The 16203-nt window shown below is 72.0% G+C and carries 13 protein-coding genes; 12 read left to right on the forward strand and 1 reads right to left on the reverse strand.

Translation table 11 applies throughout. From position 1 onward, the window contains the following. Window positions 1-230: 230 nt before the first annotated feature. The 10 genes from ABZ471_RS21185 (at window position 231) to ABZ471_RS21230 (ending at window position 13281) form a co-directional block, all read left to right on the forward strand. Window positions 231-1589: a lectin gene (locus tag ABZ471_RS21185; protein WP_359068320.1), complete on the forward strand. Its 1359-nt coding sequence runs from the start codon at window positions 231-233 to the stop codon at window positions 1587-1589. Window positions 1590-1626: 37 nt separating this feature from the next. Beyond that, a complete protein-coding gene (locus tag ABZ471_RS21190) occupies window positions 1627-3807 on the forward strand; it encodes an RICIN domain-containing protein (RefSeq protein WP_359068321.1) in 2181 nt (726 codons plus the stop codon). 107 nt (window positions 3808-3914) lie between these two features. Continuing rightward, window positions 3915-6287 carry a glycosyl hydrolase family 65 protein gene (locus ABZ471_RS21195; protein WP_359068322.1) on the forward strand — a complete coding sequence of 791 codons (2373 nt, stop codon included), beginning with the start codon at window positions 3915-3917 and terminating at the stop codon, window positions 6285-6287. A 46-nt stretch (window positions 6288-6333) separates the two neighbouring features. Next, window positions 6334-7101 (forward strand): LytTR family DNA-binding domain-containing protein, encoded by a 768-nt coding sequence (locus tag ABZ471_RS21200; RefSeq protein ID WP_359068323.1) that lies wholly within the window; start codon window positions 6334-6336, stop codon window positions 7099-7101. Between the two features lie 115 nt (window positions 7102-7216). Further along, on the forward strand, window positions 7217-7570 hold the full coding sequence (locus ABZ471_RS21205; protein WP_359068324.1) for a hypothetical protein: 354 nt from the start codon (window positions 7217-7219) through the stop codon (window positions 7568-7570). Further along, entirely contained in the window at window positions 7567-9330 is a 1764-nt protein-coding gene (locus ABZ471_RS21210; protein WP_359068325.1) for a cation acetate symporter, read from the forward strand. The genes ABZ471_RS21205 and ABZ471_RS21210 overlap by 4 nt, the downstream gene beginning before the upstream one ends. Next, window positions 9327-10523: a histidine kinase gene (locus ABZ471_RS21215; protein ID WP_359068326.1), complete on the forward strand. Its 1197-nt coding sequence runs from the start codon at window positions 9327-9329 to the stop codon at window positions 10521-10523. Before ABZ471_RS21210 ends, ABZ471_RS21215 begins: the two co-directional genes overlap by 4 nt. 68 nt (window positions 10524-10591) lie before the next feature. Then, window positions 10592-11161 carry a DUF6817 domain-containing protein gene (locus tag ABZ471_RS21220; RefSeq protein WP_359068327.1) on the forward strand — a complete coding sequence of 190 codons (570 nt, stop codon included), beginning with the start codon at window positions 10592-10594 and terminating at the stop codon, window positions 11159-11161. Between the two features lie 44 nt (window positions 11162-11205). After that, the gene (locus tag ABZ471_RS21225; RefSeq protein ID WP_359068328.1) at window positions 11206-11964 is read left to right on the forward strand and encodes an IclR family transcriptional regulator; all 759 of its coding nucleotides are present in this window, start codon (window positions 11206-11208) and stop codon (window positions 11962-11964) included. A gap of 204 nt (window positions 11965-12168) precedes the next feature. Next, window positions 12169-13281: a PP2C family protein-serine/threonine phosphatase gene (locus ABZ471_RS21230; RefSeq protein ID WP_359068402.1), complete on the forward strand. Its 1113-nt coding sequence runs from the start codon at window positions 12169-12171 to the stop codon at window positions 13279-13281. On the opposite strand, the gene ABZ471_RS21235 is transcribed toward ABZ471_RS21230, so the two are convergent. Next, window positions 13221-13646, reverse strand: a complete 426-nt coding sequence (locus ABZ471_RS21235) for an ATP-binding protein (RefSeq protein WP_359068329.1) — start codon at window positions 13644-13646, stop codon at window positions 13221-13223. The genes ABZ471_RS21230 and ABZ471_RS21235 overlap by 61 nt on opposite strands. A 194-nt stretch (window positions 13647-13840) precedes the next feature. Between ABZ471_RS21235 and ABZ471_RS21240 the strand changes: the two genes are divergently transcribed. Further along, window positions 13841-14608, forward strand: a complete 768-nt coding sequence (locus tag ABZ471_RS21240) for an IclR family transcriptional regulator (protein ID WP_359068330.1) — start codon at window positions 13841-13843, stop codon at window positions 14606-14608. A gap of 38 nt (window positions 14609-14646) precedes the next feature. Beyond that, window positions 14647-16158 carry a glycerol kinase GlpK gene (glpK, locus tag ABZ471_RS21245; protein ID WP_359068331.1) on the forward strand — a complete coding sequence of 504 codons (1512 nt, stop codon included), beginning with the start codon at window positions 14647-14649 and terminating at the stop codon, window positions 16156-16158. Window positions 16159-16203 lie beyond the last annotated feature (45 nt).

Consider the following 16203-nt stretch of genomic DNA (forward strand, 5'->3'; position numbering starts at 1 on the left):
CTGGGGGGGGGCGGACGGTACGCGGTGCTGAATCCCACGCAGTTCGCCGAGCGGGAGGTTGATGTGACGACGGTCCAAGTGCATGACCCATGTGCAACCCCTTGACTCCACTGGTCCGGACCTTTAACTTCACGCCTTAAATAAAGACTCCGGATGCACTCAACACCCCGCTGTCACTTCCGTGTTGGGCCCGCGCTCCGGCCACCCCCACGCGAAAGGCCGCCCCGCACATGGCCAGACCACTCCCCGCAGCCGTCTCGCTCGCCGCCCTGTCCCTCGCCACCGGCCTGCTCACCGCCACCCCCGCCGCGGCCGCCACCGGCACCGTCACCGGCCTCGCCGGAAAGTGCCTCGACGTCGCCGGCGCCAACTCCGCCGACGGCACGGCCGTCCAGATCTACGACTGCAACGGCACGTCCGCCCAGCAGTGGACCGTCGGCAGTGACGGCACCATCCGTGCGCTCGGCAAGTGCCTGGACGTGACCGGCAACTCGACCACCGACGGCGCCAAGGTGCAGCTGTGGAGCTGTACCGGCGGTGCGAACCAGAAGTGGACGGTCACCGCCGCCCACGACATCGTCAACCCGCAGGCGAACAAGTGCCTGGACGTCACCGGCAACACCTCCGCCAACGGCACCCGGAGCCAGATCTGGAGCTGCGGCGGCGGCGCCAACCAGAAGTGGAACGCGCCCGCGGCGGACGGCGGCACCACCCCCTCCGCACCGATGGCCGTGGCGCCCTACCTCTACAACGGCTGGGGCAGCCCGCCCAGCCCCGCCACGATCACCAACGCCACCGGGGTCAAGTACTTCACCCTCGCCTTCGTCCTCAGCAACGGCTACTGCAACCCCCAGTGGGACGGCAGCCGCCCGCTGACCGGCGGCGTCGACCAGCAGACCGTCAACACCGTCCGGGCGGGCGGCGGTGACGTCATCCCGTCCTTCGGCGGCTACAGCGGCAACAAGCTGGAGAGCTCCTGCTCCAGCGCGGGCGAACTCGCCGCCGCCTACCAGAAGGTGATCAACACCTACGGCCTCAAGGCGATCGACATCGACCTCGAGGCCGACGCCTACAGCAACCCCACCGTGCAGCAGCGCACGGTGGACGCACTCAAGAGCGTGAAGGCCGACAACCCCGGCCTGAAGGTGTACATCACCATCGGCACCGGGCAGAGCGGACCCGACACCGGCCTCATCAACCGGGCCGCCTCCTCCGGCCTGACCGCCGACGCCTGGGCGATCATGCCGTTCGACTTCGGCGGCGCCGGACAGAACATGGGCAACCTCACCGCGCAGGCCGCCGAAGGCCTGAAGAACGCGCTGAAGAACGCGTATCACTACAGCGACGACCAGGCCTACCGGGACATGGGCATCTCGTCCATGAACGGCATCACCGACAACAACGAGACCGTCACGGTGAACGACTTCCGGACCATCCTGGCCTACGCCCAGCAGCACCACCTGGCCCGGCTCACCTTCTGGTCGGCCAACCGCGACCGGCCCTGCACAGGCGGCCCCGCCGACAGCTGCTCGGGTGTCTCCCAGTCCGACTGGGACTACACCCGCGTCTTCGCCGGCTACACCGGCTGACCCCCCCACACTCCCGGTACCCCTGCAAGGAGAACCCGTGCCTCGCCTCTCCCGCCGCGGCAGATCCACCGCGGCCGCGCTGGTCGCCGTAGCGGCCGCGTCCCTGCTCACCGGCGCACCCGTGCGCGCCGCGACCTCCGCCCTGCCCACCGGCCTCGCCACCGTCATGAACGCCGCGAGCGGCAGGTGCCTGGACGCCAAGGCGGCCGGCACCGCCAACGGCACCGTCGTGCAGCAGTACGCCTGCAACGGCACCACGGCACAGCAGTGGAGCCTCACCGCGACCAGCGACGGTTACGTCCGTATCGGCAACGGCAACAGCACCGATCAGGTCGTGGACGTCGCCGACGTCTCCACCGCCGACAACGCCCAGGTCCACCTGTGGACCTACGGCGGCGGCGCCAACCAGCAGTGGCTGCCCGTGGACGACGGCGGCGGCGCCTACCACCTCGTCAACCGGGGCAGCGGCAAGTGCCTGGACGATCCGGGCGCCTCGCTCGCGGACAGCGTGCAGTTCGTGCAGTACACCTGCAACGGCTCCGCCGCCCAGCGCTTCCAGGTGGTCCCGGTGACCCAGTCCACGAGCGACCCCGACCTCGGCCCCGACGTCGTCGTGTTCGATCCGTCGATGTCGCCCTCGACCATCCGGAGCAGACTGAACTCGATCTTCCAGCAGCAGGAGACCAACCAGTTCGGCTCCCAGCGCTACGCCGTGCTGTTCAAGCCCGGCTCCTACAGCGCGGACGTCAACGTCGGCTTCTACACCCAGGTCGCGGGTCTCGGCCTGACCCCGGACGCGGTGACGGTCAACGGTGCGGTGCACGCGGAGGCCGACTGGTTCCAGGGCAACGCGACGCAGAACTTCTGGCGCGGCGCCGAGAACCTGTCGGTCAACCCCACGGGCGGCAGCGACCGCTGGGCGGTCTCGCAGGCGGCGGCGTACCGTCGGATGCATCTGCGCGGCAACCTCGCCCTGGACGACGGCGGCTGGTCCAGCGGCGGTCTCCTCGCCGACAGCAGGATCGACGGGCAGGTCAACTCCGGCAGCCAGCAGCAGTGGCTGACCCGCAACTCGCAGCTCGGCAGCTGGACCGGCTCCAACTGGAACATGGTCTTCGCCGGCAGCCAGGGCGTCCCGGGCACCAGCTTCCCCAACCCGCCCTACACGACGGTCGCCCGGACCCCGGTCAGCCGGGAGAAGCCGTTCCTGTACGTCGACGGCTCGGGCGCCTACCAGGTGTTCGTGCCGTCCCTGCGCTCCGACTCCAGCGGCACCAGCTGGGCGAACGGGGTCTCGGGCAGCTCGCTGCCGCTGAGCCGGTTCTACGTCGTGAAGCCGGGTGCCACCGCCGCGCAGATCAACGCGGCGCTGGCCGCGGGCCAGAACCTGCTGGTCACGCCGGGCGTCTACCATCTCGACCAGACGCTGAACGTGAACCGGGCCGACACCGTCGTCCTCGGTCTGGGCCTCGCCACGTTCGTCCCGGACAACGGCATCACCGCCATGAAGGTGGCCGACGTCGACGGAGTCAAGATCGCCGGCCTGCTCTTCGACGCCGGCACGACCAACTCCACCACCCTGGTGGAGGTCGGCCCCGGCAGCTCCTCCGCCTCCCACGCCTCGGACCCGACCTCCCTGCACGACGTGTACTTCCGCGTCGGCGGCGCGGGCGTCGGAAAGGCGACCACCAGCCTCGTCGTCAACAGCGACAACGTCATCGGCGACCACATGTGGATCTGGCGCGCCGACCACGGCAGCGGCGTCGGCTGGACCAGCAACACCGCGGACACCGGACTCGTCGTCAACGGCGACAACGTCACCATGTACGGCCTGTTCGTGGAGCACTTCCAGAAGTACCAGACCATCTGGAACGGCAACGGCGGCCGCACGTACTTCTACCAGAACGAGATGCCGTACGACCCGCCCAACCAGTCGGCCTGGATGAACGGCTCCACCCAGGGCTACGCCGCCTACAAGGTCGCCGACTCCGTCACCAGCCACCAGGCCTACGGCCTCGGCAGCTACTGCTACTTCAACGTCAACCCGGGCGTGACCGCCGCGCACGCCGTCGAGGCACCGAACAACGCGAACGTCCGCTTCACCAGCATGCTGACCGTCTCCCTCGGCGGCACCGGAACGATCAGCCACGTCATCAACAACACCGGAGGACCCTCGAACTCGTCCACCAACGTGGCCAACCTCGTCAGCTACCCCTGAGCGGAGCGACGGGCGGGGACACGACGTCCCCGTCCGTCGTCCCCCTCCGCAGGCCGATCTCCCGACATCGGGGCAGACTGGACCGAGGAGGACGGGAGGCCGCACCGGTGACGGGTCTGCTGTGGGAGTACGACGGATACGACCCTGCGGAGGAGCGCCTGCGGGAGTCCCTGTGCACCCTGGGCAACGGCTGCTTCGCCTCCCGCGGAGCGCTGCCCGAGTGCACCGCGGACGCCGTGCACTACCCCGGCACCTATGCGGCCGGCTGCTACAACCGGCTCACCTCCGAGATCGCCGGGCGCCGGGTCGAGAACGAGGACATGGTCAACCTCCCCGACTGGCTGCCGCTCCGCTTCCGCCCCGCGGGCCACGACTGGCTCACCCCCGACACCGCCCCGGTCACCGAGCACCACCTGGCCCTCCACCTGGACCCGGGCGTCCTGGAACGCCGCACCCGTTACCGGCTAGGCAACGGCGGCACGCTCCTCGTCCGCCAGCTCCGCCTCGTCCACATGGCCGACCCGCATCTCGCCGCGCTGCGCACCGACTTCACCACCGAGGGCGCCGGCGCCGAGCTGGACGTCGAGGCCGCGCTCGACGGGCGCGTCACCAACTCGGGGGTGGCCCGGTACCGGGACCTGGACGGACGGCACCTCACCCACGTCGAGACGGGCGGCGCCGCACCCGGCACGGCATGGCTGCGCTGCCGTACCCGTACCTCCGACATCGTCGTCGGGCTCGCCTCGCGGCTCACCGCCGGCGCCCCGGTGTCCGACGCGCACGAGGCGCAGCGGGCCGTACAGCGCCTTCGTCTCTCCCTGACGCCGGGCCGCACGGCGACCGTCGACAAGACCGTCGCCCTGCACACCTCCCACGACCCCGCCATCAGCGACCCGCTGTGCGCGGCCGTCGACCGCGTCACCGACGCGCCCGGCTTCGACGACCTGCTCGCCTCGCACGTCACGGCCTGGGAGCAGCTGTGGCGGCGGGCCGAACTCGACGTCCCCGGAGATCCCGGCCGCATCCTGCGCCTGCACCTCTTCCACGTGCTGCAGACCCTGTCCCCGCACACGGCGGACCTCGACGTCGGCGTGCCCGCGCGCGGACTGCACGGCGAGGCGTACCGGGGACACGTCTTCTGGGACGAGCTGTTCGTCCTGCCCTACCTCAACCTCCACCTGCCCGAGGTCTCCCGCGCCCTGCTCCACTACCGCCACCGCCGCCTGGACGCGGCCCGGCACGCCGCCCGCGAGGCCGGCCGGCGCGGTGCCCTGTACCCGTGGCAGAGCGGCAGCGACGGCCGCGAGGAGACCCAGGAACTGCACCTCAACCCCCGCTCGGGCCGCTGGCTGCCCGACCACTCGCGGCTCCAGCGGCACGTCGGCTCGGCGGTGGCGTACAACGTGTGGCAGTACTGCGAGGCCGGCGGCGACACCGACTTCCTGCACACCGAGGGCGCCGAGATGCTGCTGGAGATCGCCCGCTTCTGGGCCGACTCGGCCGGCTACGACGAGCATCTCGGCCGGCACCGCATCCGGGGCGTGGTCGGGCCCGACGAGTACCACGACGGCTACCCCGACGCGCCCGGACCCGGACTGGACGACAACGCGTACACCAACGTCACCGCCGCCTGGGTGCTCACTCGCACCCTCGGCCTGCTGCGCACCCTGCCCGAGCCGCGCCGGCGCGAACTCACCGAGAGCACGGGCCTCACGGAGGACGAGCTCGCCCGCTGGGAGGAGGTCTCCCGCACCCTCCACGTGCCCTTCCACGACGGCGTGATCAGCCAGTTCGAGGGGTACGGCGATCTCGCCGAGCTGGACTGGCACGGCTACCGCGAGCGGTACGGCGACATCCGCCGCCTGGACCGGATCCTGGAGGCGGAGGGCGACACCGTCAACCGCTACAAGGCGTCCAAACAGGCCGACGTCCTGATGCTCGGCTACCTCTTCTCACCGGCCGAACTCCACGCGCTCTTCGCCCGGTTGGGCCACCGCCTCGACGAGGACACGTGGACCGCGACGGTCGACCACTACCTGCACCGCACCACCCACGGTTCCACCCTCAGCGGCCTGGTCCACGGCTGGATCCTGGCCCGCGCCCGCCGCGCCGACGCCTGGACCTTCGTCCAGGAGGCCCTGCGCGGTGACATCGCCGACGTCCAGGGCGGCACCACCGGCGAGGGCATCCACCTCGGCGCCATGGCCGGCACCCTCGACCTCGTCCAGCGCTGCCTCACCGGCCTGGAGACCCGCGAGGGCGAGCTGTGGCTCGACCCGGTCCCGCTCCCGGAACTCTCCTCCTACGGCTTCTCCCTGCGCTACCAGGGCCACTGGGGCGTACGCCTGCGCCTGCGCTCCGGCCAGCTGGAGGCCGCCATGCCGAAGGCCTCCGGCCCCACGCCCATCGACATCCGGCTGCCGGACCGCGTGGTACGCGTCGGGCCGGGCGAGAGGGTACGCATGCGGCTGCCGGACTGACACCCTGGGTGTGCGCAGGAAAGCGGAGACGAGGAGTTTGCCGGAGATGTTGCGCGTACTGGCGGTGGACGACGAGGAACCCGCGCTCGAGGAACTGCTGTACCTCCTGGGCGAGGACCCGCGGGTCGGCACCGTCGTGCCCGCCCTGGACGCCACGGAGGCGCTGCGCCTGCTCGAACGGGCCGGGGCGGCGGGGCCGGACGGGCCCGAGGCCTTCGACGTCGTCTTCCTCGACATCAACATGCCCGGCCCCGGCGGCCTCGGCATGGCGGAGCTGCTCGGCCGCTTCGCCGCACCGCCGCTGATCGTCTTCGTCACCGCCCACGAGGACTTCGCGCTCCGCGCGTTCGACCTCAAGGCCGTGGACTACCTGCTCAAGCCCCTGCGCAAGGAGCGCTTCTCGGAGGCCGTACGGCGCGTCGCCGAGCTGACCCGGGCCGTGCAGGGCCCGGCCCATGCCCTCGGTGACCAGGTCCCCGTGGAACTGGGCGGCGTGACACGGTTCGTCCCCATCGCCGACATCACCTATGTCGAGGCGCAGGGTGACTACGCGCGCCTGCACACCCCGCACGGCAGTCACCTGGTGCGGATCCCGCTGTCCGCCCTGGAGGAACAGTGGCGCTCGCGCGGGTTCGTCCGTATCCACCGCAGCCGTCTCGTCGCCCTCGGCCGCATCGAGGAACTGCGCCTGGACGGTGGCAACCTGACCGTCCGGATCGGCGACCGGATCCTCACCGTGAGCCGCCGCAACGCCCGGGAACTACGGGATCTGCTGGCCCGGCAGGCCCAGGGCGCGGTGGGGCGGTCGCGCTGACCGGAGGCGGCCGTGGTGAGCGGGTGCCGAACCTCGTCCGCCGTCTACCTCACCGATCGTGCGCTGCGTACACTCGCCGCAACAAGGTGATCACCGCGGCCTCGGGGAGTGCGTCATGGGTGCGGAATCCGTCCCTCGCAGAGAGGTGGTCACCGGACGGCCCCGCACCGACCTCGCCGGCCTCCCGCAGCCCCGCCCGGCGAGCGCCCCCGGCACCGACGACACCGCCGTGACCGCGCTGATGCGCCGTCAGCTGCGCGCCGCCCTCACGGCGACGGCCCTGCTCGCGGTCTCGCTCGGCCTGCTCCCCGTGCTCCTGCGCGTCCTTCCGCTCGCGCGCACCTGGCCGAGCGTCCCGCTCGCCGTCTGGCTCGTCCTGGGCGTCGCACCGTATCCGGCCCTGCTGTGCACGGGAGCCTGGTACGTCCGCCGCGCCGAGCGCAACGAGGGTGACGTGACCGCGCGTTGAACCAGACGTACGGAATAGCCGGTGTGTCGGCCGTGGTCCTCGCCACGGTGCTCGTCGGCGCGCTGGGCCTGCGCGTCTCCCGGACCACCTCCGACTTCTACGTCGCCTCGCGCAGCGTTCCGCCGCGGCTCAACGCGTTCGCGGTCAGCGGCGAGTACCTGTCCGCCGCCTCCTTCCTCGGCGTCGCCGGCCTCGTCCTCGCCCAGGGCGTCGACATGCTGTGGTTCCCCATCGGCTACACCGCCGGGTTCCTCGTCCTGCTGGCCTTCGTCGCCGCCCCGCTGCGCCGGTCCGGCGCCTACACCCTGCCCGACTTCGCCGAGGCACGACTGGAGTCGCGGGCCGTCCGGCGGATCGCGAGCGTGCTCGTCGTCGGCGTCGGCTGGCTCTACCTGCTGCCCCAGCTGCGCGGTGCCGGACTGACGCTGCGGCTGCTCACCGGCGCGCCCAGCTGGTTCGGCGGCCTGGTCGTCGCGGGCGTGGTGACCTTGGCGGTGGCCGCCGGAGGCATGCGCAGCATCACCTTCGTCCAGGCGTTCCAGTACTGGCTGAAGCTCACCGCCCTGCTGGTGCCCGCCGTGTTCCTGCTGCTCGCCTGGCGCGCGGACCACACACCGGCCCCGGCCTGGGACGAACGGCCCGTCTTCCAGCGCTCCACCCAGGTGCGCGTCGACAGCCCGCTCACCGTCACCGTGCACGAACCGGTCCGCGTCACCGCGACCGGAACGGTCGACGGACAGGACCTGCGCGGCGGCCCGTTCACCCTGGACACCGGCACCCACCGGATCGGCGCCGACACCACCGTGCGCTTCCCGCCCGGCGCCCGCGTACCCGTACCCCACGAGGGCGGCCACCACACGGCCCCGTCGAGCTGGGCCAAGCCCCTGTCGGCCGGCCGCGAACAGCACAGCCTGTACTCCACCTACGGGCTGATCCTCGCCACCTTCCTCGGCACCATGGGGCTGCCGCACGTCGTCGTGCGCTTCTACACCAACCCCGACGGACGCGCCGCCCGCCGCACCACCGTCGTCGTACTCGGCCTGCTCGGCGCCTTCTACCTGCTGATCCCCCTCTACGGCGCGCTCGGTCGGCTCTACGCCCCCGACCTGCTGCTCACCGGCGACACGGACGCGGCGGTCCTCGTCCTGCCGCAGCGGCTGATCGGCGGAGCCGGCGGCGACCTGCTCGGCGCCCTGGTCGCGGGCGGTGCCTGCGCGGCGTTCCTGTCCACCGTCTCCGGACTCACCATGTCCGTCGCCGGCGTTCTCGCCCAGGATGTGCTGCCGACCCTCGGCGTGCGGCACTTCAGATGGGCGACGCTGCCGGCGATCGCGGTGCCCACCGCCGCCAACACCGTCGTCAGCAACCTGCCCGTGGCCGACGCGGTCGGCCTCGCCTTCGCCGTGTCCGCCTCCTCGTTCTGCCCGCTGCTCCTCCTCGGCATCTGGTGGCGCGGCCTCACGCCGCCCGGCGCGGTCGCCGGCCTGCTCCTCGGCGGCGGCTCGGCGCTCACCGCGGTGACGGTGACCATCGCGGGCGGGGCCCGCTCCGGCCGGCTGCACACCCTGCTGGCCTGGCCCGCGGTCTGGTCGGTGCCGGTGGGCTTCGCCGCGATGGTGCTGATCTCCCTGGCCACCCGGGACCGCGTCCCCGCGAGCGCCGCCGCCACGATGGCCCGGCTCCATCTGCCCGAGGCGCTGCCCGGCGGGGCCGCGCCGCAGGCCACGGGCCTGGAGCGAGCCCGGGAGCGCCGCCCGTGACCGCACTCGGCACCGTGGTCCTGGCTGTCGCCGCGCTCGCCCTGTTCGCTCTCGGCGCCGCCCTCGGACATGCCGGCGCCCGCCGGCAGCAGGAGAACCCGGCCGGGCCCGGCACGCCCGTCGAACGGGCCACCTTCCACACCCTGCACACGGCCTCGCTCGCCGCCCCGCCCCTGCGGGCGGGCCTCACCCCCGACACGGCCCGCAAGGCGGCCCGGCGGCTGCGCCCCCTGCTCGGCACGGTCGCCCTCGCCCTCACCGACGAGGAGTCCGTGCTCGCCTGGGACGGTGTCGGCGACCACCACCGAGCCGAGGCCGAGGCACAGCTCGCCCACGCCCTGCGCACCGGCCGCACCCGGACCTTCACGCTGACCTGCGGCAACGACACCTGTCCGGTGCGCTGGGGGGTCGCGGCACCGCTCGGCGTCGACGGCCGGACCCCCGGCACGCTCGCCGCGTTCGGCGACCAGGAGTCCGCCGGTGTGGTGCGGGCCGCCGAAGAGGTGGCCCGGTGGGTGACCGTGCAGCTCGAACTGGCCGAGCTGGACCGGGCCCGCTCCAGCGTGATCGAGGCCGAGATCCGGGCCCTGCGCGCCCAGATCTCCCCGCACTTCGTCTACAACTCGCTGGCCAGCATCGCCTCGTTCGTCCGCACCGACCCCGAGCGGGCCCGCGAACTCCTCCTGGAGTTCGCCGACTTCACCCGCTACTCGTTCCGGCGGGGCGGCGACTTCACCACCCTGGCCGAGGAGCTGCGCTCCATCGAGCAGTACCTCGAACTCGCCCGCGCCCGTTTCGGCAGACGCCTCGAGGTGACCCTGCGGATCGCCCCCGAGGTGCTGCCGGTCACCCTGCCCTTCCTCTGCCTCCAGCCGCTCGTGGAGAACGCGCTCAAACACGGTCTGGAGGAGTCCGTCGAGCGCAGCCGCATCACGATCATCGCCGAGGACGAGGGCACCGAGGCCCGGGTCGTCGTCGAGGACAACGGCGTCGGCATGGACCCGCAGCGGCTGCGCGACCTCCTGCGCGGCAGCGGCGGCCCGTCCGCCGGCATCGGGCTGAGCAACGTGGACATGCGACTGCGCCAGGTCTACGGCGACAAACACGGCCTGGTGATCGAGACCGGCGTCGGGGCGGGTACGAAGATCACCGTGCGCGTCCCCAAGTTCCGCCCCGGCATCCCGCCGGCATGAAACGAAGCGAGGCCGGTCTGTGGCGACGTGACGCCGGCCCGAAACGACGTGAAAGGACGAAGCACCGCATGGACCCGAACACCGAGCCTGCGTCCCGCGCCGCCGACCGCGCGGTGGCCCTCCTGCGGGAGCTGGGCGCCGACGGCATCACGCACCCCGGCGGGACCCTGCTCGCCCACCTGGGCCGCGTGAGGGACCGGCTCGCGCTGTGGCGGGCGCGCCCCGCCCTCCAGCTCGCCGGTCTCTGCCACGCGTTCTACGGCACCGACGGCTTCCCCACCGGACTGCTGCCCCTGGACCGCCGTACGGACCTGGCGGCGGTGATCGGTGCCGAGGCCGAGGAGATCGTCTACGCGTACGCCTCCTGCGACCGGACGGCCACCTACCCGGACCTCGCCCGGCCCGACGCCCCCTTCCACGACCGCTTCACCGGCCGCTCCCGCGTTCCGGAACCACGACTGCGCCGCGACTTCGCCGAACTGTCGGCCGCGAACGAACTCGACCTCGCCCGCATCGACCCCGCCTTCCGCGACCGGTGGGGCCCCGAACTCCTCTCCCTGTTCACCCGCGTCCAGGACCTGCTGACCACCGACGCATGGCTGGACTGCCGTACGGTCCTCGCTGCGCCCGCGGGGTGACCCCCTGTCTTGCCGCCGCCGCGCGCCCGGCGCACGCTGGTCGTATGGCCGCTCCGGAGGGCCCCACGCTCATCACGTCCGTGCAGCGGGCTTTCCGCCTGCTGGAGGCGGTGAGCGCGCACGAGAACGGCGCGCCGGCGAAGCAGCTGGCACGCGAGACCGGGCTGCCCCTGGCCACCGCCTACCACCTGCTGCGGACGCTGGTCCACGACGGCTATCTGCGCAAACTGGACGACGGCGGCTTCGTCCTGGGCGACAAACTGCGGTCGCTGCACGCGGCGGGCAACGTGCAGACGCTGCTCAGCCGCGTCCGCCCGACACTCGCCGCGCTGCGGGACGAGCTGGGCGGCGCCGCCTACCTCACCTTCTACGAGGAGGGCGAGATCAGGGTCGCCGAGATCGTCGACAGCCCCCGGACGCCACGGGTGGACCTCTGGGTGGGGATGGAGGACGCCGGACATGCCACCGCGCTGGGCAAGTCCGTGCTGCGCGAACTGGACGTCGAGTCCCGCCGGGACTACCTGTCCAGGCACCACCTGGCCGATCTCACGCCACGGACCATCACCAGCACCCCGGAACTGCTCCGCAGACTGGAGGAGTCCCCGCTGGCACCGGCCGTCACGGACCTGGAGGAGTACTCGCTCGGTACGGTGTGCGTCGCCGTGCCCGTCTACTGCGGGGACATGCTCGGCTCGCTCGGCGTCTCGCTGCCGGTGGAGCGGCGGTCCCGGCTCGAGGAGGTCCGGGAGCGCCTGCTCCCGACCGCGAGCCGTGTGACCAGGGGCCTCTCGCTCACTATCTGAAAATCCGCTCCTTGTGGCCGCCTACGAGCAGCCCGTTTCCTAGATGAAACGGACATTCCGGGTGTGTATCCCCTGACAGGCGAGGAGTGCGGACGACACATGATCCAGGCCCGAGACTGCCGGCAGACGCGGCTGTTCAGTGACCGAGTGGTCCGTCCGTGGGCCTCGGCCCCCCGGCGTGCCGCCGGGCAGTTGGCCGCCGCCATGCCGGTGCTGGTCGTCGTGGGCATCGTCCTCGTCGACGTCGCCGGGGTGTCGGGGATGATCTGTCTGCCGCTGCTGGCGGCCGCACCCGCACTGGCCGCCGCCACCAACGGGTCGCGTGGCGTGCTCTGCGTCGGCCTCCTGGCCGCCGTGCTGGGCGCGGTGCTGGGCACCGGCGAGGGGGTTCCCGCTCGCGAGCTGGCGGCCGTGCTGTGCGCCCTGCTGGCCGTCACCGCGGCGAGCGCCCTGGCCAGTGCGCTGCGGAGCCGTCGGGAGCGGGTCCTCGCGGCCGTCCGCTCGGTCGCCGAGGCCGCCCAGCACGCCCTTCTCCAGCCCGTACCGGAGACCGTCGGCCCGTTCCAGGTCGCCGTCCGCTACAGCGCAGCCGCGGCAGAGGCCCGTATCGGCGGGGATCTCTACGCCCTGGTGTCCACCCCGCACGGTGTCCGGCTGATCGTCGGCGACGTGCGCGGCAAGGGCCTGCCGGCCGTGAGCACCGCCGCACTCGTGCTCGGTGTCTTCCGCGAGGCCGCCTACGACGAACCCGACCTCCTCGCCGTCGTCGGCCGGATCGAGCGGAGCCTGGCCCGCAACCTCGGCAGCGACGACTTCGTCACCGCCGTGGTCGCCGGATACCCGCGGCCCGGGCTCCTGGAGGTGGTCAACTGCGGGCACGCCCCTCCGCTGCTGATATCCGCGTCCGGCGACGTCGTCGCCGTGGAGCCGACCCATCCCGCTCCGCCCCTCGGACTGCGCGCCCTGTCGGGCCAGACCCCGCGCCTGCAGCCTCTTCCCTTCGCCGACGGAGACCAGCTGCTGCTCTACACCGACGGGGTCACCGAGGCCCGCGATCACACGCGAGCGTTCTATCCGCTGGCGGAGGGGGTCGCCCGCCACGTGTCGGACGATCCGGCGCACACGCTCACCGCGCTCCACGACGAACTGCTGGCCCATGTGGGCGGCCGGCTGCACGACGACGCCGCGTTGCTCCTGGTGCGCAAGCAGGATGTGGACGAGCCGGTCGCCGTGGCGCCCCGGTCAACGCTCCCGGGTCACAGCGTGACGAGGTCGGCCCACCGGGTGACCCCGCCGGAGTGCACCCGTATGCCGTGACGGTCTGCGAGGGCGTGCACGATCATCTCGCCCCGGCCGTGCTCGCACGGGTCGATCCCCACACGGGACGCTCCGGCCGGGAGCGCGGATCCCGCGTCGGTGACCTCGATGTGCAGGGTGCAGCGGTCCTCGACCCGGACCCACGACAGCCGCAGCATCGCCGGCGGCAGGGCGTGCACGATCGCGTTGGTGACCAGCTCCGACACCATCAGCAGTGCGTCCTCGACGATCTCCGGGGACACCTGCCAGTCGGCGAGGGTCGCCCGCACCCGTCGGCGTACGGCGGGGACGGCGCCGGCGACAGGAGGCAGCGGGCACACGTGCTCGTATGCCTCCCGAAGCAGCGTGTTGAGCTGTGCCGCCATGTTCTCTCCTCCCACGTGCCTGCCGACGGGCGCCCTTTCCGGGGCGCTTCCCGGCCTCGGAAAGACGTTAAGGAGACAAACGGGGCAGGTCAATGAACATCGGTCGGCATTACCGAACGGTCGGGCTCCGTCCGAGGCCGGAGCCCCTGCCCGCCCGTGGAGCGAAGCATCCCCGGCGGTAATAGGCTCGCCTCATGGCCGGCCCAGTCCAGTCGATCGAACGGGCGGCGGCGATCCTGCGGCTGCTCGCCGCCGGGCCCCGTCGGCTCGGGCTCGGCGAGGTGGCCGCCTCGCTCGGACTGGCGAAGGGCACCGCCCACGGCATCCTGCGCACCCTCCAGCACGTGGACTTCGTGGAGCAGGACGCGGCGACCGGGAAGTACCAGCTCGGGGCCGCTCTGCTGCACCTCGGCACGAGCTACCTGGACGTCAACGAGTTGCGGTCGCGCTCCCTCAACTGGGCCGATGCCCTGGCCGCCCGCAGCGGGGAATCGGTGCGCCTGGGCACCCCCCTGGAGGGCATGGTGCTCGTCGTCCACCACGTGTTCCGGCCGGACGACACGTTCCAGACTCTGGACGTGGGCTCGCTGCTGCCGCTGCACGCCTCCTCGCTGGGCAAGGTGCTGCTGGCCTACGGGGCCGCGTCCCCGGAGCCGGCCCGGCAGGAGGGCCTGGAGGCGTACACGCGGCACACCCTGGTCGAGCCCGAGCAGCTCTCCCGGGCACTCGCCGAGGTCCGGGAACTCGGCTGGGCCGCCGAGATCCAGGAAATGAGCATGGGAGAGGCCGGCATCGCCGCGCCGATCCGGGGGCACGGCGGTCTCGTCGTCGGCGCTGTCGGTCTCTCCGGGCCGATCGAGCGGATCTGTGACAGCCAGGGCCACCCCCGCCCCAGTCTGATCACCCTGATCCGTGAGGCCTCGCGGGCGATCTCCAGAGACCTGGGCGCCACGCGCTGGTAGGTCACCGGTCCCCGAACCGTCGGAAGGCAGACCCGGTCATGGCTGAACGGTACGTAATGTCCATCGATCAGGGCACCAACTCCACCCGATGCATTCTGTTCGACCACCGAGGACGGTTGGTGTCGGTCGCACAGAGGGAGCACCAGCAGCACTTCCCCAGGCCCGGCTGGGTCGAGCACGACGCCGTCGAGATCTGGCACAACCTGCAGCGCATCGTCCCCGAGGCCCTGTCCGACGTGGGCCTGGACGCGGCACAGATCGCTGCCGTCGGCCTGGCGAACCAGCGGGAGACGACGGTGCTCTGGGACCGACGGACGGGCGCGCCGCTGGGCCGGGCGATCGTCTGGCAGGACACCCGCACGGCGCCGATGGTGGAGGAGTTCGGGCAGCGGCCCGGCGAGGAGTTCTTCCTCGAACGGTGCGGTCTGCCGCCCTCGACCTACTTCTCGGCGCTGCGGATCCGCTGGCTGTTCGACCACGTCAAGGGGCTGGAACAGCGCGCGAGGGACGGAGAGGTGCTGTTCGGGACGATGGAGAGCTGGCTGATCTGGAACCTCACCGGAGGCGCCGACGGCGGCCTGCACATCACCGACGCCACCAACGCCAGCCGCACGATGTTGATGAACATCCGCTCGCTCACCTGGGACGAGGAACTGCTCGCCTTCTTCGGTGTGCCCCGCACGATGCTGCCCGAGATCAGATCGTCCGCCGAGCCGTACGACGACGCCCGCGCGCTCCTGCCGGGGGTCCGCATCACGGCCGCCCTGGGCGACCAGCAGGCCGCCCTCTTCGGCCAGACGTGCTTCTCTCCGGGCGAGGCGAAGTGCACGTACGGAACGGGCAGCTTCCTGCTGCTCAACACCGGCACCGACCTCGTACGCTCCCGGCACGGACTCCTGACGACCGTCGCCTACAAGATCGGGGACCAGCAGCCGGTCTACGCCCTGGAAGGCTCGATCGCCGTCACCGGCGCACTCGTCCAGTGGTTCCGCGACCGCCTGGGACTGATCAGCACCGCCCCGGAGATCGAGACCCTCGCGCGGTCGGTGGAGGACAACGGCGGCTGCTACATCGTTCCCGCCTTCTCGGGACTGTTCGCACCCCGCTGGCGCAGCGACGCACGCGGTGTCATCGTCGGCCTCACCTCGTACATCACCCGCGGCCACCTGGCGCGTGCCGTGCTGGAGGCCACCGGCTGGCAGACACGCGAGGTCGTCGACGCCATGAACGCCGACTCCTCGGTGGCCCTCACCCAGCTCAAGGTGGACGGCGGCATGACGGCGGACAACCTGCTCATGCAGTTCGTGGCCGACGTGCTCGACGTGCCCGTGGTGCGGCCCATGGTTGCCGAGACCGTCTCCCTCGGCGCCGCCTACGCGGCCGGACTCGCCGCCGGCTACTGGCCCGACCTGGAGGTCCTGCGCCGCAACTGGCACCGGGCCGGCCAGTGGCTGCCCGACATGGACCCCGGACACCGGGAGGCGGAGTACGAGAACTGGCAGCGGGCCGTCGAACGCTCCCTGGGGTGGGTCAGACCGCCGCACGGGTAGGCGCACGGTCGTGGGAGAGGCCGGGCGATCACCGACCTCGGCAAG

The organism is Streptomyces sp. NPDC005728 (genome assembly GCF_040630895.1).
In the GTDB taxonomy this organism is placed as follows: Bacteria; Actinomycetota; Actinomycetes; order Streptomycetales; family Streptomycetaceae; genus Streptomyces.